At 75.8% G+C, this 19,730-nt stretch carries 1 protein-coding gene; it reads left to right on the top strand.

Annotated elements, in window-relative coordinates; all coding sequences use genetic code 11:
• Positions 1-29: 29 nt before the first annotated feature.
• On the top strand, positions 30-19,712 hold the full coding sequence (locus ACFWA9_RS01595; RefSeq protein ID WP_380382310.1) for a type I polyketide synthase: 19,683 nt from the start codon (positions 30-32) through the stop codon (positions 19,710-19,712).
• Positions 19,713-19,730 lie beyond the last annotated feature (18 nt).

Genomic DNA, 19,730 nt, shown 5'->3' on the forward strand with positions numbered 1-19,730 from the left:
CGTTTCACAGACTGGAATGGTGAGATCCGATGGCGAACGAAGAGACTCTCCGCGACTACCTCAAATGGGTGACGACCGACCTCTACAACACGCGTCAGCGACTGCGTGAGGTGGAGGAACGCAGCCACGAACCGATAGCGATCGTCGGAATCGGCTGCCGGTACCCCGGTGGAATCCAGGCTCCGGAGGACTTCTGGAATCTGCTCTCCACCGGCCGGGACGGGGTCGCCGGAATTCCGACCGACCGCGGCTGGAACATCGAGGAGCTCTACGCGGAGGACCCGGACGGCATATCGCAGGTGCGCGAGGCCGGGTTCATCGCGGACGCCAGCGGATTCGACGCGGGGTTCTTCGGTGTCAGCCCGCGGGAAGCGGTGGCGATGGACCCGCAGCAGCGCGTGCTGCTGGAGGTCTGCTGGGAGGCGCTGGAGCGGGCGGGCATCGACCCGACCTCGCTGCGCGGCTCGCTGACCGGTGTGTTCGCCGGCGCCGCGCTGTCCGGCTACGGCTTCGGCACGGACGAGGACCTGGACGTCCACCTGATGACCGGGACGTCGACCAGCGTCATCTCCGGCCGGGTGTCGTACTCGCTGGGCCTGGAGGGCCCGGCGGTGACGGTGGACACCGCCTGCTCGTCGTCCCTGGTGGCGCTGCACCTGGCCGCCCAGGCGGTGCGCTCGGGCGAGTGCACGCTGGCCCTGGCCGGCGGCGTCACGGTGACCGCCATCCCGATCATGTTCACCCAGTTCTCCAAGCAGCTCGGGCTGGCCCACGACGGACGCTGCAAGGCGTTCTCGGCGGAGGCCGACGGCATGGGCATCGCCGAGGGCGCGGGCATGGTCGTCCTGGAGAAGCTGTCCGACGCCCGGCGCAACGGGCACCCGGTGCTCGCGGTGATCCGGGGTTCGGCGATCAACCAGGACGGCGCGTCCAACGGCCTGGCCGCGCCGAACGGCCCCTCGCAGCAGCGGGTGATCCGCGCCGCGCTGGCCAACTCCCGGCTCTCGGCCGCCGACGTGGACGTGGTCGAGGCGCACGGCACGGGCACCACGCTGGGCGACCCGATCGAGGCCCAGGCGGTGATCGCCACCTACGGCCAGGGCCGCCCGGAGGACCGTCCGGTCTTCCTCGGCTCGGTGAAGTCCAACATCGGGCACACCCAGGCCGCGGCCGGCGTCGCGGGCGTCATCAAGATGGTGCTGGCGCTGCAGAACCAGCGCATGCCGCAGACCCTGCACGCGCAGGAGCCGTCGCCGCACATCGACTGGTCGGCGGGCGACGTCCGGCTGCTGAACGAGGCCGAGTCCTGGCCCGCCGGTGAGCGGGTGCGCCGCGGTGGCGTCTCCTCGTTCGGCGTCAGCGGCACCAACGCGCACGTCATCATCGAGGAGGCCCCGGCCGAGGAGGCCGAGCCGGCGGAGGCCGTCGACGCCGGCGCCCCGGCCGAACCCGGCGCCCCGGAGGGCGGGGCGCCGGTCGTCGCGGAGGTCGTGGCACCGCTGGTGTCGGGCGCCGAGGCGTGGCTGGTGTCGGGCCGCTCGGCGGACGGGCTGGTCGCCCAGGCGGACCGGCTGCGCGACTGGATCGCCGCGCGGCCGGCCCTGGAGCCGGCCGCGGTGGCACGGTCACTGGTGACCACGCGCGCGGCCTTCGAGCACCGGGCCGTGGTGCTGGGTACCGACCGGGCCGCACTCATGGGCGGCCTGGGCCAGTTGGCCGGCGGTCAGCAGACCGCCTCGGTCGTCGCGGGGGTGGCGCACGCGAGCGCGCGGGCGGTCTTCGTCTTCCCGGGCCAGGGCTCGCAGTGGCTCGGCATGGCCACCGAACTGGCGGCCGGCAGCCCGGTGTTCGCCGCGCGGCTGGCCGAGTGCGCGGCGGCGCTGGCGCCGTACGTGGACTGGTCGCTCGCCGACGTGCTGGCCGGCGCCGAGGGCGCGCCCGCGCTGGAGGCGGCCGACGTCGTGCAGCCCGTGCTGTGGGCGGTCATGGTCTCGCTGGCGGCGGTCTGGGAGGCCGCCGGGGTGACCCCCGAAGCGGTGGTGGGCCACTCGCAGGGCGAGATCGCCGCGGCCACCGTCGCGGGCATGCTGAGCCTGGAGGACGCGGCCAAGGTCGTCGCGCTGCGGTCCCGGGCCCTGCGGGCGATCACCGGCATCGGCGGGATGCTGTCGGTGACCGAGCCGGCCGCCCGGGTGGAGGAGCGGCTCGGACGCTGGGCGGGCCGGCTCTCGCTGGCCTGCGTCAACGGCCCCTCGGCGGTGGTGGTCTCCGGCGAGGCGGCCGCCCTGCGGGAGCTCCAGGAGGAGCTGAAGGCCGACGGCGTGCGCGAGCGGATGGTCGCCGTCGACTACGCCTCGCACTGCGCGCAGGTGGAGCGGCTGGAGGAGGAGATCACCTCCCTGCTGGCCGGGGTGACGCCGCGCGCCGGGCGGATCCCGATGATCTCGGCGGTCACCGGCGAGATGCTGACCGGCGAGGAGCTGGGCGCCGGGTACTGGTACGCGAGCCTGCGGGCCACCGTCCGCTTCGAGCGGGCGGTGCGGACCCTGGCCGGCCTCGGCCACCAGGTGTTCATCGAGGTCTCCCCGCACCCGGTGCTGATCGCGCCGATCACCGACACCCTGGAGGAGGCCGCCGTCGACGCCGGCCCGGCCGTCCAGGCCGGGCGGGTCTGCGGCACCCTGCGCCGGGACGACGGCGGGGCGCTGCGCCTGCTCACCTCGCTCGCCGAGGCCTTCGTGGCCGGGGTGCCCGTCGACTGGGCGCGGGTGCTGCCCGCCGCCGACCAGGTGGAATTGCCCACCTATGCCTTCCGCCACGAGCGGTACTGGCCGAAGGGCATGCTCGCGCTGCCCGGCGCGGCCCGGGCCGGGAGCGGCGACCCGGCCTCGCTGGGCCTGGGCACCGTCACCCACCCGCTGCTGCGCGCCGTGGTCGAACTCGCCGGCGACGCCGAACTGGTGTGCACCGGACGGCTGTCGCTGCGCACGCACGCCTGGCTCGCCGACCACGCGGTCGGCGGCGTGGTGCTGCTGCCCGGCACCGGCTTCGTCGAGATGGTGGTGAGCGCCGGCCACCAGGTGGGCTGCTCGCTGCTGGAGGAGCTGACCCTGCAGTCGCCGCTGGTGCTGCCCGCGGACGGCGCCGGCGTCCAGGTCCAGGTGGTGGTGACCGCGGCCGACGCCGAGGGCCGGCGCCAGGTGGACGTGTTCTCCCGCCCCGACCGCCCCGAGGAGGAGCAGGTCTGGGTGAAGCACGCCGCCGCGGTGATCGCCCCCGCCCAGGCCGCCGCCGAACCGGAGGAGGACCTCACGGTCTGGCCGCCGCGCGGGGCCGAGGCGCTCGACATCAGCGACCTGTACACCGTGCACCTGGCCGACATCTACGGACCGGCGTTCCAGGGCCTGCAGGCCGTCTGGCGCCGCGGCGAGGACATCTTCGCCGAGGTGGCCCTGCCGGAGGAGGCCGGGGACCCGGCCTCGTACGGGCTGCACCCGGTCCTGCTGGACGCGGCGCTGCTCGCGGGCGTGGTGGCCGAGGCGGCCGAGGCACAGGAGTCCGGCGACGCCCAGCAGGGCCAGATCCGGATGCCGTTCGCCTGGACGGGCGTCGCGCTGCACGCCGCCGGGGCGCCGGTCCTGCGGGCCCGGCTGCGCCGGGACGCCCAGGGCAGCCTGACGCTGACCGCGGCCGACGCCACGGGCCGGCCGGTGGTGACGGTGGACTCGCTGATCACCCGCCCGGTCTCGCCGGAGCAGCTGCAGAGCGCCGACGACTGGATCCGCGACGCGCTGTTCACCGTGGAGTGGGCGCCGCTGCCGCAGGGCGCGGTGCAGGAGGGGCCGTGGGCGCTGGTCGGCGCCGACCGCTTCGCCGTGGCCGAGCAGCTGGCCGCCGCCGGGATCCCGGTGCACGGCTACCCCGGCATCGCCGAACTGGCCGCCGCCACCGCCGAGGGGGAGGTCGCGCCCCGCGTGGTGATCGCCTGCGTGAGCGGCGAGGGCGTCGACGGGACGGCCGTGGCCGCCCGTCAGGTCGCCGGCGAGGCCCTGGAGCTGGCGCAGGACTGGCTGGCCGCGGCCGAGCTGGAGCCCGCGCAGCTGGTGGTCGTCACCCGTGGCGGCGTGGCCGTGCAGGCCGGCGACGCGGTGGCGGACCCGGCCGTGGGCGCGGTCTGGGGCCTGCTGCGCTCGGCCCAGCTGGAGAACCCCGGCCGCTTCGTCCTGGCCGACCTCCCCGCGGACGGCGGTGACGGCGAGGTGGCCGCGCTGCCGGCCGTGCTGGGCAGCGGAGAGCCCGAGGTGGCCGTCCGCGAGCGGAAGGGCTACGGCCGGCGCCTGACCCGCCCGGCGGGCGACCTGGTGGTCCCCGACCGGACGGCGGCGGCGGAGCGGCCGGCCGACCAGGACCCGCGGACGGTGCTCGTCACCGGTGGCACCGGAACGCTCGGCGGTGTGGTCGCCAAGCACATGGTGGCCACCGGACGGGCCGGCGGTGCCGTGCTGCTCAGCCGCTCCGGCCCGGGCGCCGCCGGGGTGGCCGCGCTGGCCGCCGAGGTGGCCGAGCTGGGCGGCTGGGTCCGGGTGGTCGCGTGCGACGTGGCCGACCGGGACGCGCTGGCCGGGGTGCTGGACTCGCTGCCGGCCGACTGCCCGCTGGGCTCCGTGTTCCACGCCGCGGGCATCATCGACGACGGCATGGTCGACTCGCTGAGCGCCGAGCGCGTGTCGGCGGTCATGCGTCCCAAGGTGGACGCGGCGTGGCACCTGCACGAGCTGACCCAGGGCCTGGACCTCGACCACTTCGTGCTGTTCTCCTCGGTCGCCGCCGCGTTCGGTGGTGCGGGCCAGGCCAACTACGCGGCGGCCAACGCCTTCCTGGACGCGCTGGCGGGCGCCCGGCGGGCCGCCGGACTGGCGGGCACCGCGCTCGCCTGGGGCCCGTGGATGCCCGAGGCCGGTATCGGCCGCGGCCTGGACGAGGTGATGCTCCGCCGGATGACCGGTTCGGGCCTCGCCGCGCTGAACGAGCAGGAGGGCCTGGTCCTGCTGGACCTCGCCCTGGAGCGGGCCGAGTCCGTCCTGGTCCCGGCCCGGCTGGACAAGGCCGGCCTGCGGGCGCAGGCGGCCGCCACCGGCATCCCGCCGCTCTGGCAGGTGCTCGCGGACGACTTCATCCCGCGCCGGGCGGCCGTCACCTCGGCCGCCGGGGCGACCGGCGCCGGCGCCGCGGACGTGCTGCGCCAGCAGCTGGCCGGGCTGCCGGGCACCGAACGCGACCGGGTGCTGCTGGACCTGGTCCGCACCCACGCCGCGGCGGTGCTCGGACACGCCTCGGGCGACGCGATCGAGGCCGGCCGTCCGTTCACCGACCTGGGCTTCGACTCGCTGATCGCGGTCGAGTTCCGCAACCGGATGAACCCGGCGACCGGGCTGCGGCTGCCCGCCACCCTGGTCTTCGACTACCCCAACCCGGTCGCGCTCGCCGCGCTGCTGCGCGAACAGCTCGCCGGCGACCTGTCCGACGTCGCGGACCTCGGCGGTCCCACGGCGACGGCGGCGCTCGCCATGGACGAGCCGGTCGCGATCGTCGGCATGGCCTGCCGCTTCCCGGGCGGCGCGACCAGTCCGGAGGAGCTGTGGCAGATGCTGGCCACCGGCACGGACGGGCTGTCGACCTTCCCGACCGACCGCGGCTGGGACCTCGACTCCCTCTACAACCCGGACGTGGACAACGTCGGGACCTCGTACACGCAGGTCGGCGGGTTCGTCCAGGAGGCCAGCGGCTTCGACGCCGGCTTCTTCGGGATCAGCCCCCGCGAGGCGCTGGCGATGGACCCGCAGCAGCGGCTGCTGCTGGAGACCTCGTGGGAGGCGCTGGAGCGGTCCGGCATCGACCCCGCGACGCTGCGCGGCAGCCAGACCGGCGCGTTCGTCGGCGGCTACGGCTCCTCGTACCTGGCCGTCACGATGGCCGACGAGGAGGAGGTGGAGAGCCTCGGGGCGCACCTGATGACCGGGAACGCGGCCAGCGTGCTGTCCGGCCGGGTCTCCTACGTGCTGGGCCTGGAGGGCCCGGCGGTGACCATCGACACCGCGTGCTCGTCCTCGCTGGTGGCCCTGCACCTGGCGGCCCAGGCGCTGCGCTCGGGCGAGTGCACGCTGGCGCTGGCCGGCGGCGTCACGATCATGGCGAGCCCGGACGGCTTCCGCGCGTTCTCGCACGCCCGCGGTCTCGCGGAGGACGGGCGCTCCAAGGCGTTCTCCGACGCGGCCGACGGCATGGGCATGGCCGAGGGCGCGGGCATGCTCGTGGTCGAGCGGCTCTCCGACGCCCGGCGCAACGGGCATCCGGTGCTCGCGGTGCTGCGCGGTTCGGCGATCAACCAGGACGGCGCGTCCAACGGTCTGACCGCGCCGAACGGCCCCTCGCAGCAGCGGGTGATCCGCGCCGCGCTGGCCAACTCCCGGCTCTCCACGGCCGATGTGGACGTGGTGGAGGCGCACGGGACGGGCACCACGCTGGGCGACCCGATCGAGGCGCAGGCACTGCTGGCCACCTACGGCCAGGAGCGCGGCGACCGCGGGTCGCTCTGGCTGGGCTCGGTGAAGTCGAACCTCGGACACACCCAGGCGGCCGCCGGTGTCGCCGGGGTGATGAAGATGGTGCTGGCGCTCCAGCACGAGGAGCTGCCGCGGACGCTCTACGCGGACGTGCCCTCCTCGCACGTGGACTGGGAGGCCGGTGACATCAGGCTGCTGAACGAGCCGGTGCCGTGGCCGACCGGGGAGCGGGTGCGCCGGGCCGGTGTGTCGGCCTTCGGCATCAGCGGCACCAATGTGCACGTCATCGTGGAGGAGGCCCCGGCCGAGGAGCCCGAAGCGGTGGAGACCGAGGACGGGCCGGCCGAGGACGTCCGGTCCGCCGCGGTGGTGGAGCTGGACGGGCCGGCCGCGTGGCTGGTCTCGGGCCGGACGGCCGAGGGGCTGACCGCCCAGGCGGGCCGGCTGCGGGAGTGGGTCGCGGCGCGGCCGGACCAGGCGCCGGCCGAGGTGGCCTGGTCGCTGGCGACGACGCGGTCGGTCTTCGAGCACCGGTCGGTGGTGGTCGGCACCGAGCGCGCCGAGCTGGTCGCGGGCCTGCAGAGCCTGGCCGCCGGTGCGCCGTCGGGTGCGGTGGTGTCGGGCGTGGCCCGCCCGGGTGCGCGGGTGGTGTTCGCGTTCGCCGGTCAGGGTTCGCAGTGGGTCGGCATGGGCCGTGAACTGGCTTCGTGCAGCCCGGTGTTCGCGGCGCGCCTCGCGGAGTGCGAGGCGGCGCTGGCGCCGTACGTGGAGTGGTCGCTGAGCGACGTCCTGGCGGGTGCCGAGGGTGCCCCGGAGTTGACGGCGGCGGATGTCGTCCAGCCCGCGCTGTGGGCGGTGATGGTGTCGCTGGCGGCGCTCTGGGAGACCGCGGGCGTCACCCCGGACGCCGTGGTCGGTCACTCGCAGGGCGAGATCGCGGCCGCGACCGTCGCCGGGATGCTGTCGCTGGAGGACGGCGCGCGCGTCGTGGCGCTGCGTTCGCGGTCGCTGAAGGTCCTGGCGGGCCTGGGCGGCATGTTGTCGGTGAGCCGGAGCGCCGCGGTGGTCGAGGAGCGGATCGCGCGCTTCGGTGAGCGGCTGTCGCTCGCGGCCGTCAACGGGCCTTCGGCGGTGGTGGTTTCGGGTGAGCCCGAGGCGCTGGAGGAGCTGAGGGCCGAGTTCGAGGCCGAGGGAGTCCGGGCCCGCCTTGTCGCGGTGGACTACGCCTCGCACAGTGCGCAGGTCGACCGCCTCGAAGCGGAGATCACCGAGGTCCTGGCCGGTATCGCGCCGCGCCGGGGCCGGATCCCGATGGTGTCGGCGATGACCGGCGAGACGCTGACCGGCGAGGAGCTGGACCCCGCCTACTGGTACGGCAGCCTGCGCGCCACGGTCCACTTCGACCGCGCGGTGCGCACCCTCGCCGGTCAGGGATACCAGGTCTTCGTCGAGTCCACGCCGCACCCGGTGCTGCTCGGTGCGATGAACGACACCCTGGAGGAGGTCGCCCAGGCGGCCGGGCCGGGCGCCATGACGGCCGCCGTCTGCGGCACGCTGCGCCGCGACGACGGCGGCGCCCAGCGCCTGCTGGTTTCGCTCGCCGAGGCCTTCGTCCAGGGCGCGACCGTCGACTGGCGCGCGGTGCTGACCGCCGCCGAACCCGTCGAGCTGCCCACCTATGCCTTCCGCCACCAGCGGTACTGGCCGCAGGGCGCCCTGGCGCTGCCGGCGGCCGGACCGGTCCTCGGTGGGGACGGGGCGAGCACGGCGGCGGAGGCCCAGTTCTGGGCGGCCGTCGAGGGCGGGGACCTCACGCAGCTGGCCGACACGCTGGCCTTCGACGGCGGTCGTCCGTTCAACGAGGTGCTGCCGGCGCTGGCGTCCTGGCGGCGCCGGGAGCAGGACCGGTCGGTGACGGCCGGCTGGCGCTACCGGGTGAACTGGGCGGCGATCGCCGAGCCCGACGCCCGGGTGCTGTCCGGCACGTGGGTGCTGGCGGTGCCGGCCGGTGCGGGCGAGCAGGCGTGCGCGGCCGCGCTGGCGGCGCGTGGCGCGGAGGTGGTCGTAATCGAGGTCCCGGCGGGTGCCGTGGACCGGGCCGAGGTGGCCGCGCTGCTGGCCGGCGCGGTCGAGCCGTCGGCGGTGGCGGGTGTGCTGTCGCTGCTGGCGCTGGACGAGGCGCCGGTCGCGGAGTTCCCGGTGGTGGCCGGTGGTCTGGCCGGGACGCTGGCGCTCGTCCAGGCGCTGGGCGACGCCGGGATCGGCGCGCCGCTCTGGCTGGCGACGCGCGGCGCCGTGGCGGCCGGTCCGGGTGAGGCGCTGGCCAGTCCGGTGCAGGCGCAGGTCTGGGGGCTGGGCCGGGTCATCGGCCTGGAGCACCCGGAGCGCTGGGGCGGGTTGGTCGACCTGCCCGAGGTGCTGGACGAGCGTGCGGGTGTGCGGCTGGTCGCGGTGCTGGCCGGCTGCGGCGAGGAGCAGATCGCGATCCGGACGGCCGGGATCCTCGGCCGCCGGCTGTCGCGGGTCCCGCAGCGCGGCTCCGAGCGGAGCTGGGCGCCGCGCGGCAGCGTACTGATCACCGGCGGCACCGGCGCCATCGCCGGGCACGTGTCGCGGTGGCTGGCCGGCCTCGGTGCCGGGCGGCTGGTGCTGACCGGTCGCTCCGGTCCGGCGGCCGCCGGGGTCGCGGCGACGGTCGCGGACCTCGCCGCCCGGGGCATGGACGTCGACGTGGTGTCCTGCGACGTGACCGACCGCTCGGCGCTGGCCGGGCTGGTCGACTGGATCGGCGCGACCGGTCCGGCGCTGTCCTCGGTGTTCCACACGGCCGCCGTCCTGGACGACGGCGTGGTCGACCGGCTGTCGGTGGAGCGGCTGGAGACGGTGCTGGCCGCCAAGGCGGCGAGCGCGGTCCACCTGGACGAGCTCACCGCCGGTCTGGACCTGGACGCCTTCGTGCTGTTCTCCTCGGCCGCGTCCACGCTGGGCGGCCCCGGTCAGGGCAACTACGCGGCGGCGAACGCCTTCCTGGACGCCCTGGCGGAGAACCGCCGCAGCCGCGGCCTGGCCGGTCTCGCGGTGGCCTGGGGCCTGTGGGGCGGCGGCGGACTCGCGGAGTCCAACGAGGCGATCCGGTCGCGGATGCGCCGGATCCCGATGCCGCCGATGGACCCGCAGCTGGCCGTCCGGGCGCTGGCCGAGTCGCTGGACGGCCCGGAGCCCGTCGTCACGGTGATGGACGTCGACTGGCGGCAGCTCGGCACCGCGCCGGGCACGGCCGACGTGCTGGACATGCCGCTGGTGCGTGACATGCCCGAGATCCGCCGGCTGGCCGCCGACCGGGCGGGCGCCGCGGACACCACCCGCAACGACGGCGAACTGGCCCACCGGCTCGCCGGGTTGGGCCGGGCCGAGCAGGACCGGGTGCTCACCGACCTGGTCCGGGCGCAGGCCGCCGCCGTCCTGGGCCACTCCTCGGCGGAGATGGTGCAGGCCAGGCAGGCGTTCAAGGACCTGGGCTTCGACTCGCTGACCGCGGTCGAGCTGCGCAACCAGCTGAACGCGGCGACCAGGCTGCGGCTGCCCGCCACGCTGGTGTTCGACTACCCCACCCCGGTCGCCATGGCGGAGTTCCTGCGCGGCGAGCTGGTCGGGGAGCAGACGGGCGGGGCTCCCGCCCCGGTGGCCGCCGTGGTGGCCCCGGTGGTGGACGAACCGCTGGCGATCGTCGGGATGGCCTGCCGCTTCCCCGGCGGTGCGGGCACTCCGGAGGAGTTCTGGCAGCTGCTCGCCTCGGGCGGCGACGCGGTGGGCGGGTTCCCGACCGACCGCGGCTGGGACCTCGACGGCTTCTTCGACCCGGACGGGGGGACGGCGGGGACGTCGTCCACCCAGTCGGGCGCGTTCCTGCGCGGCGCCGCGGAGTTCGACGCGGGCTTCTTCGGGATCTCGCCGCGCGAGGCGCTGGCGATGGACCCGCAGCAGCGACTGATGCTGGAGACCTCGTGGGAGGCGCTGGAGCGGGCGGGCATCGACCCGGCCTCGCTGCGGGGATCGTCGACCGGTGTGTTCGCCGGCGGCTTCGGGTCCGGCTACGCCATCGGCATGGCGTTGACGGGCCAGGACTCCTCGGGCGTCGAGGGCCACCTGATGACCGGCAACTCGACGAGCGTGCTGTCCGGCCGGGTCTCCTACGTGCTGGGCCTGGAGGGCCCGGCGGTGACCGTGGACACCGCGTGCTCGTCCTCGCTGGTGGCGCTGCACCTGGCGGCCCAGGCGGTGCGCTCGGGCGAGTGCTCGCTCGCGCTGGCCGGCGGTGTCACCGTGATGGCGACGCCGTTCTCCTTCGTCGAGTTCTCGCGCCAGCAGGGTCTGGCGACGGACGGCCGGTGCCGGGCGTTCTCCGAGGACGCCAACGGGACGGGCTGGGCCGAGGGCGCCGGCGTGCTGGTGGTGGAGCGGCTGTCGGACGCGCAGCGCAAGGGCCACAAGGTGCTCGCGGTGATCCGCGGTTCGGCGATCAACCAGGACGGCGCCTCCAACGGCCTGTCCGCGCCGAACGGTCCGTCGCAGCAGCGGGTGATCCGGGCGGCGCTGGCCAGTGGCCGGCTGACCGCCGCCGATGTCGACGTGGTCGAGGCGCACGGCACCGGTACGACGCTGGGCGACCCGATCGAGGCGCAGGCGCTGCTGGCCACCTACGGCCAGGAGCGGGCCGGCGGGCAGCCGCTGTGGCTGGGGTCGGTGAAGTCCAACATCGGGCACACCCAGGCGGCCGCCGGGGTGGCGGGCGTGATCAAGATGGTGCTGGCGCTGCAGAACGAGCGGCTGCCGCGGACGCTGCACGCCGAGGTGCCGTCCTCGCACGTGGACTGGACGGCCGGTGACGTCAGGCTGCTGACCGAGTCGGTGCCGTGGCCGTCCGACGGGCGTCCGCGCCGAGCGGGTGTGTCGGCCTTCGGGATCAGCGGGACCAACGCGCACGTCATCGTCGAGGAGGCGCCGGCCGCCGTCGAGGCTTCCGCGACGGTGTCGGCTCCGGTGGTGTCGGGTGCCGGTGCGTGGATCGTCTCGGGCCGGTCGGCCGAGGGGCTGACGGCCCAGGCGGGCCGCCTGCGCGAATGGATGTCGGTGCGCTCCGACCTGGCGCCGGTGGATGTCGCGTGGTCGCTGGCGGCGACCCGGTCGGCGTTCGAGCACCGGGCCGTGGTGCTCGGGGCCGGGCGTGACGAGCTGATGGCGGGGCTGGGGAGCCTGGCCACCGGTGCCTCGTCGGGTTCGGTGGTGTCGGGTGTGGCGCGGGCGGATGCCCGGGTGGGTCTGGTCTTCGCCGGTCAGGGTTCGCAGTGGGTCGGGATGGGCCGGGGCCTCTACGAGGGCAGTGCGGTCTTCGCCGAGGTCTTCGACCGGGTGTCCGGGCTGCTGGAGCTGGAGTTGGGCGTCTCGGTCCGGGACGTCGTGCTCGGCGCCGAGGGCGTGGACGAGGCGCTGGCGAACCAGACCCTGTACGCGCAGGCCGGGCTGTTCGCCTTCGAGGTCGCTGTCGCGGCGGTGCTGGAGGCCGCGGGCGTGACGCCGGACGCGGTGGTCGGTCACTCGGTGGGCGAGGTCGCGGCCGCGTATGTGGCCGGGGTGCTGTCGCTGTCCGAGGCCTCGCGGCTGGTGGCGGCGCGGGCGCGGTTGATGCAGGCGCTGCCGGCGGGCGGGGCGATGGCTGCGGTCAACGTCCCGGAGGCCGAGGTGCTGGCGGAGCTGGTGCCCGGTGTGGTGATCGCGGCGGTCAACGGCCCGGAGTCCGTGGTGGTTTCGGGTGAGGTCGAGGCCGTCGATCAGGTGGTGGAGCTGTGGCGGGAGCGGGGCCGCCGGGTGCGGCGACTGCGGGTCTCGCACGCCTTCCACTCCCCGGCGATGGACCCGGTGATCGACGAACTCACCGCCGTCGCCGCCGGGTTGGAGTACCACCGCCCGAACATGATGTGGGCGGGCGCGCTCACCGGTGAACTGGTCACCGAGCCCGAGGCGGGCTACTGGCCGGCCCAGACGCGGGGAGCGGTGCGCTTCGCCGACGCGGTGGCGACGCTGGCCCGCGAGGGCGTCTCGGTGTTCATCGAGGTCGGCCCCGACGGATCGCTCTCCTCGCTGGGCCCCGACGCCGTGGCCGGCATCGGGAGCGAGGAGCCCGTCTTCGTCCCGCTCCAGCGGCGCGACGAGCAGGGGGTGACCGGCCTGCTGGGCGGTCTCGCCCGGGCCTTCGTCAACGGCGCCGGGGTGGAGTGGAGTTCGGTGCTGCCGACCGGTACGCCGGTCGAGCTGCCCACCTACGCGTTCCGGCACCAGCGGTTCTGGCCGGAGGGCATCCTGGCCCTGCCGGTCGCCGGTGGGGACGGCACCAGCACCGAGGCGGAGGCCCGGTTCTGGGCGGCCGTCGAGGGCGGGGACCTCACGCAGCTGGCCGACACGCTGGCCTTCGACGGCGGTCGTCCGTTCAACGAGGTGCTGCCGGCGCTGGCGTCCTGGCGGCGCCGGGAGCAGGACCGCTCGCTGACCGCCAACTGGCGCTACCGGACCGCCTGGTCGGCCGTCGCCGAGCCCGACTCCGGCGTGCTGTCGGGGACGTGGCTGGCGGTGGTGCCGGCCGGAGCGGCCGAGCAGGCGTGCGCGGCCGCGCTCGCCGACCGTGGTGCCGAGGTCGTCACGGTCGAGGTCCCGGCGAGTGCCGTGGACCGGGCCGAGGTGGCCGCGCTGCTGGCCGGTGCGGTCGAGCCGTCGGCGGTGGCGGGTGTGCTGTCGCTGCTGGCGCTCGACGAGACACCGGTGCCCGGCCACCCCGCGGTGACCGGCGGCATGGCCGCCACCCTGGCACTCGTCCAGGCGCTGGGCGACGCCGGGATCGCCGCCCCGCTCTGGCTGGCGACGCGCGGCGCGGTGGCGGCCGGTCCGGGTGAGGCCCTGGCCCACCCGCTCCAGGCGCTCGTCTGGGGTCTGGGCCGGGTCGTCGGCCTGGAACAGCCGGACCGCTGGGGCGGGTTGGTCGACCTGCCCGAGGTGCTGGACGACCGGGCCGGTGCCCGACTGGTCGCCGTGCTCGCCGGCTGCGGCGAGAACGAGATCGCGATCCGGGCGGCCGGGATCCTCGGCCGCCGGCTCACCCGGGCCGCCCAGCTCCGCGGCAAGGACCGCTGGGCACCGCGCGGCAGCGTGCTGATCACCGGCGGCACCGGCGCCATCGCCGGGCACGTCGCCCGGTGGCTGGCCGGTCGCGACGCGCCCCGCCAGGTGCTGACCAGCCGTTCCGGCCCCGCCGCGAGGGGGGCGGCGGCGCTCGCCGCCGAACTCGCGACGGCCGGCTCCGCGGTGGACGTCGTCGCCTGCGACGTGACCGACCGCTCGGCGCTGGCCGGGCTGGTGAGCTGGATCGGCGGGACCGGTCCGGCGCTGTCCTCGGTGCTGCACACCGCGGCGGTGCTGGACGACGGTGTCGTGGACCGGCTCTCGGTCGAGCGACTGGAGACGGTGCTGGCCGCGAAGGCGTTGAGCGCGGCCCATCTGGACGAGCTCACCGCCGGCCTGGACCTGGACGCCTTCGTACTCTTCTCCTCGGTGTCCTCGACGATCGGCGCCGCCGGTCAGGGCAACTACGCGGCGGCGAACGCCTACCTGGACGCCCTGGCGGAGAACCGCCGGGGCCGGGGGCTGGCCGCGCTCACCGTGGCCTGGGGTGCCTGGGCCGGCGGTGGCATGGCGGAGTCCAGCAGCGTGGTGCAGGCCCGGGTCAAGCGCGGCCCGATGCCGGCGATGGACCCGCAGCTCGCCGCCCGCGCCCTGGGCGAGGCCCTGGAGGGCCCGGACGCCCTGGTGACGGTGATGGACGTGGACTGGGCGCTGCTGGCGTCCGGACCGGGCGCGGCGGACCTGCCGAAGCGCCCGCTCGTCCGGGACCTGCCGGAGATCCGGCAGCTGGCCTCGGCCGGCGGGAGCGCGGCGGCCGTGGTCCACGCCGAGGGAGAGCTGGCCCACCGGCTGGCCGGGCTCGCCCCGGCCGAGCAGGAGCGGGTGCTCACCGAGGTGGTGCGGGCCGAGGTCGCGGTCGTGCTGGGGCACGCCTCGGCCGACGCGGTCGAGGACCGGCGCGCCTTCAAGGACCTGGGCTTCGACTCGCTGACCGCGGTCGAGCTGCGCAACCGCCTGGGCGTGGCGACCGGCATCCGGCTGCCCGCCACGCTGGTGTTCGACTACCCGACCCCGGTGGTCCTCGCCGAGTTCCTGCGCGGCGAGCTGACCGGGAGGGTGGCGGACGCCGCCGCTCCGGTGTCCACCGCCGCGGCGGTCGCGGCGGCGGACGAGCCGCTGGCGATCGTCGGGATGGCCTGCCGCTTCCCGGGGGGTGCGGGCAGCCCGGAGGAGTTCTGGCGGCTGCTGGCCTCGGGCGGCGACGCGGTGGGTGCCTTCCCGACCGACCGTGGCTGGGACCTGGAGGGCTTCTACGACCCGGAGCGCGGCAACGCGGGGACGTCCTACACCCGGTCGGGTGCCTTCCTGCGGGACGCGGCCGAGTTCGACGCGGGCTTCTTCGGGATCTCGCCGCGCGAGGCGCTGGCGATGGACCCGCAGCAGCGCCAGCTCCTGGAGACCTCGTGGGAGGCGCTGGAGCGGGCGGGCATCGACCCGGCCTCGCTGCGGGGATCGTCGACCGGTGTGTTCGCCGGCGGCTTCGCCTCGGGCTACGGCTTCGGGGTGACGCTGGCGAGCCAGGGCGACTCCGGCTCCGAGGGCCACGTGATGACCGGGAACGCGACGAGCGTGCTGTCCGGCCGGGTCTCCTACGTGCTGGGCCTGGAGGGCCCGGCGGTGACGGTGGACACGGCGTGCTCCTCGTCGCTGGTGGCGCTGCACCTGGCCGCCCAGGCGGTGCGCTCGGGCGAGTGCTCGCTCGCGCTGGCCGGCGGTGTCACCGTGATGGCGACGCCGGGGACGTTCATCGACTTCTCGCGGCAGCAGGGTCTGGCGGCGGACGGCCGCTGCCGGGCGTTCTCCGAGGACGCCGACGGGACCGGCTGGGCCGAGGGCGCGGGCATGCTCGTGGTCGAGCGGCTGTCGGACGCGCGGCGCAACGGGCACAAGGTGCTCGCGGTGCTGCGCGGCTCCGCCGTGAACCAGGACGGTGCGTCCAACGGTCTGACGGCGCCGAACGGGCCGTCGCAGCAGCGGGTGATCCGGGCGGCGCTGGCCAGTGGCCGGCTGACCGCCGCGGACGTGGACGTGGTCGAGGCGCACGGGACGGGGACCACGCTGGGTGACCCGATCGAGGCGCAGGCGCTGCTGGCCACCTACGGCCAGGAGCGGCCGGAGGGGCGGCCGTTGCTGCTCGGCTCGGTGAAGTCCAACATCGGGCACACCCAGGCGGCCGCCGGTGTGGCGGGCGTGATCAAGATGATCCTCGCCCTCCAGCACGAGGAGCTGCCGCGGACGCTGCACGCCGAGGTGCCGTCCTCGCACGTGGACTGGTCGGCGGGTGAGGTCAGCCTGCTGACGGAGCCGGTGCCGTGGCCGTCGGACGGGCGCCCGCGTCGTGCGGGTGTGTCGGCCTTCGGGATGAGCGGGACCAACGCGCACGTCATCGTCGAGGAGGCGCCGGCGGCCGTCGAGGCTACCGGGACGGTGTCGGCGCCGGTCCTCTCGGACGCCGGTGCGTGGCTGGTGTCGGGCCGGACGGCCGAGGGGCTGACGGCCCAGGCGGGCCGGCTGCGCGAGTGGATGGTGGCCCGGCCGTCGGTGGATCCGGCGGATGTCGCGTGGTCGCTGGCGGCGACCCGGTCGGCGTTCGAGCACCGGGCCGTGGTGCTCGGGGCCGAGCGCGGCGAGCTGATGGCGGGGCTGGGGAGCCTGGCCGCCGGAGCCTCGTCGGCCTCGGTGGTGTCGGGTGTGGCACGGCCGGGTGCCCGGGTGGGTCTGGTCTTCGCCGGTCAGGGCTCGCAGTGGGTCGGCATGGGCCGGGGGCTCTACGAGGGCAGCGCCGTGTTCGCCGAGGTCTTCGACCGGGTGTCCGGCCTGCTGGAGCTGGAGTTGGGCGTCTCGGTCCGGGACGTGGTCCTGGGCGCCGAGGGCGTCGACGAGGCGCTGGCGAACCAGACCCTGTACGCCCAGACGGGGCTGTTCGCCTTCGAGGTCGCCGTCGCGGCGGTCCTGGAGGCCGCCGGTCTGACGCCGGACGCGGTGGTGGGTCATTCGGTGGGCGAGGTCGCGGCCGCCTATGTGGCCGGGGTCCTCTCGCTGGAGGACGCGGTACGGCTGGTGGCGGCGCGGGCTCGCTTGATGCAGGCGCTGCCGGCGGGCGGGGCGATGGCGGCGGTCAACGTCTCGGAGGCCGAGGTGCTGGCCGAGCTGGTGCCCGGGGTGGTGATCGCTTCGGTGAACGGCCCGGAGTCCGTGGTGGTTTCGGGTGAGGCCGACGCGGTGGACCACGTGGTGGAGCTGTGGCGGGAGCGGGGTCGCCGGGTGCGGCGGCTGCGGGTCTCGCACGCCTTCCACTCCCCGGCGATGGATCCGGTGCTGGACGAACTCGCCGCTGCGACGGCCGGGTTGGAGTACCACCGGCCGAACCTGATGTGGGCGGGCGCGCTTTCGGGTGAGCTGGTCACCGAGCCCGAGGCGGGCTACTGGCCGGCGCAGACCCGCCAGGCGGTGCGTTTCGCGGACGCGGTGGCGACGCTGGCCCGCCAGGGTGTCTCGGTGTTCGTCGAGGTCGGCCCGGACGGGTCGCTCTCCTCGCTGGGCCCGGACGCGGTGGCAGGCGTCGACGGTGACGAGCCCGTGTTCGTCCCGCTCCAGCGGCGCGACGAGCAGGGGGTGACCGGCCTGCTGGGCGGTCTCGCCCGGGCCTACGTCAACGGCGCTGCCGTGGACTGGAGTTCGGTGCTGCCGACCGGTACGCCGGTCGAGCTGCCCACCTACGCGTTCCGGCACCAGCGGTTCTGGCCGGAGGGCATCCTCTCGCTGCCGACGGCCGCGCCGGCGGTCGGCGGGGACGGTACGAGCACCGAGGCGGAGGCCCGGTTCTGGGCGGCCGTCGAGGACGGCGACCTGGCGGGCATCGCCGACACGCTGGCCATCGAGGACCAGCACCGGCTCGGCGAGGTGCTGCCGGCGCTGGCGTCCTGGCGGCGCCGGGAGCAGGACCGGTCGATGACCGCGAACTGGCGCTACCGGGGCGGCTGGGCGGCGATCGCCGAGCCCGACGCCCGGGTGCTGTCCGGCACCTGGCTGGTGGTCGTGCCGGCCGGAGCGGCCGAGCAGGCGTGCGCTGCCGCGCTCGCCGACCGTGGTGCCGAGGTCGTCACGGTCGAGGTCCCGGCGGGTGCCGTGGACCGGGCCGAGGTGGCCGGGCTGCTGGGCGCGGCGGTCGAGCCGTCGGCGGTGGCGGGTGTGCTGTCGCTGCTGGCGCTCGACGAGACGCCGGTGCCGGGCCACCCCGCGGTGACCGGCGGTCTGGCCGCCACCCTGGCGCTGGTCCAGGCCCTGGGCGACGCCCGGATCGGCGCGCCGCTCTGGCTGGCGACGCGCGGCGCCGTGGCGGCCGGTCCGGGCGAAGCCCTGGCCCACCCGCTCCAGGCGCAGGCCTGGGGCCTGGGCCGGGTCGTCGGCCTGGAACAGCCGGACCGCTGGGGCGGGTTGGTCGACCTGCCGGAGACCGTCGACGAGCGGGCGGGTGCGCGACTGGTCGCGGTGCTCGCCGGCTGCGGCGAGAACCAGGTCGCGATCCGGACGGCCGGGATCCTCGGCCGCCGGCTCACCCGGGCCGCCCAGCCCCGCGGCACCGCCCGGTGGACACCGCGCGGCAGCGTGCTGATCACCGGCGGCACCGGCGCCATCGCCGGGCACGTGTCGCGGTGGCTGGCCGGCCGCGAGGCGGAGCGGCTGGTGCTGACCGGTCGTTCCGGTCCGGCGGCCGCCGGGGTCGCGGCGACGGTCGCCGACCTCGCCGCCCGGGGCATGGACGTCGACGTGGTGTCCTGCGACGTGACCGACCGCTCGGCGCTGGCCGGGCTGGTGGAGTGGACGGGGAAGACCGGTCCGGCGCTGTCCTCGGTGCTGCACACCGCGGCGGTGCTGGACGACGGTGTCGTGGACCGGCTGTCGGTGGAGCGGCTGGAGACGGTGCTGGCCGCCAAGGCGGCGAGCGCGGTCCACCTGGACGAGCTCACGGCCGATCTCGACCTGGACGCCTTCGTGCTGTTCTCCTCGGCCGCGTCCACGCTGGGCGCCGCCGGGCAGGGCAACTACGCGGCGGCGAACGCCTTCCTGGACGCCCTGGCGGAGAACCGCCGCAGCCGCGGCCTGGCCGCGCTCACCGTCGCCTGGGGTGCCTGGGCCGGTGGCGGAATGGCCGGGTCCAGCAAGGTGGTCCGGGCGAGGGTCGAGCGGGCCCCGATGCCGGCGATGGACCCGCAGCTCGCGGTGCGCGCGCTGGGCGAGTCGCTGGACGGCCCGGACGCCGTGGTCACGGTGATGGACGTCAACTGGGCCGAGCTGGTGGCCTCGCCGGGCCCGGTGGACCCGCGGGAGTTGCCGCTGGTGCGGGACCTGCCCGAGATCCGCCGGCTGGCCGCGGCGGGTGCGACCGGCGGCGCGGTCCGCGAGGAGGGCGGACTGGCCCGGCAGCTGGCCGGGCTCGGCCGGGCCGAGCAGGAGCGGGTGCTCACCGAGGTGGTGCGGGCCGAGGTGGCCGTCGTGCTGGGGCACGCCTCGGCCGACGCGGTCGAGGACCGGCGCGCGTTCAAGGACCTCGGCTTCGACTCGCTGACCTCGGTCGAACTGCGCAACCGGCTGAACGGTGTGACGGGGCTCCGGCTGCCCGCCACGCTGGTGTTCGACTACCCCACCCCGAACGCCCTTGCCGCGTGGCTGCGAACCGAGGTTGTCTCGGACGAAGCGGTGTCGGTGCCGGTCCTCGCGGAGCTCGACCGGCTCGAAGCCGCCCTCCGCACCGGGTCGATGGCGGACCAGGTGCGGGAGGAGGCCACCGACCGGCTGCGCCGGCTGCTGGACGCCATCGGTGACCAGGCCGCCGACAAGAGCAAGGAACGGCGCGAAGCGGAACTCCGGGAAGCGACCGACGACGAGCTGTTCGCTCTCGTCGACGAACTGGAGTGACGCCTGCCAGGCCCTGAC

The organism is Kitasatospora sp. NPDC059973 (assembly GCF_042737525.1).
Classification (GTDB): domain Bacteria; phylum Actinomycetota; class Actinomycetes; order Streptomycetales; family Streptomycetaceae; genus Kitasatospora.

Bases quoted from the DNA above. Each gene is read 5' to 3' on its own strand.
- ACFWA9_RS01595 (WP_380382310.1), top strand. From the start codon at position 30: ATGGCGAACGAAGAGACTCTCCGCGACTACCTCAAATGGGTGACGACC.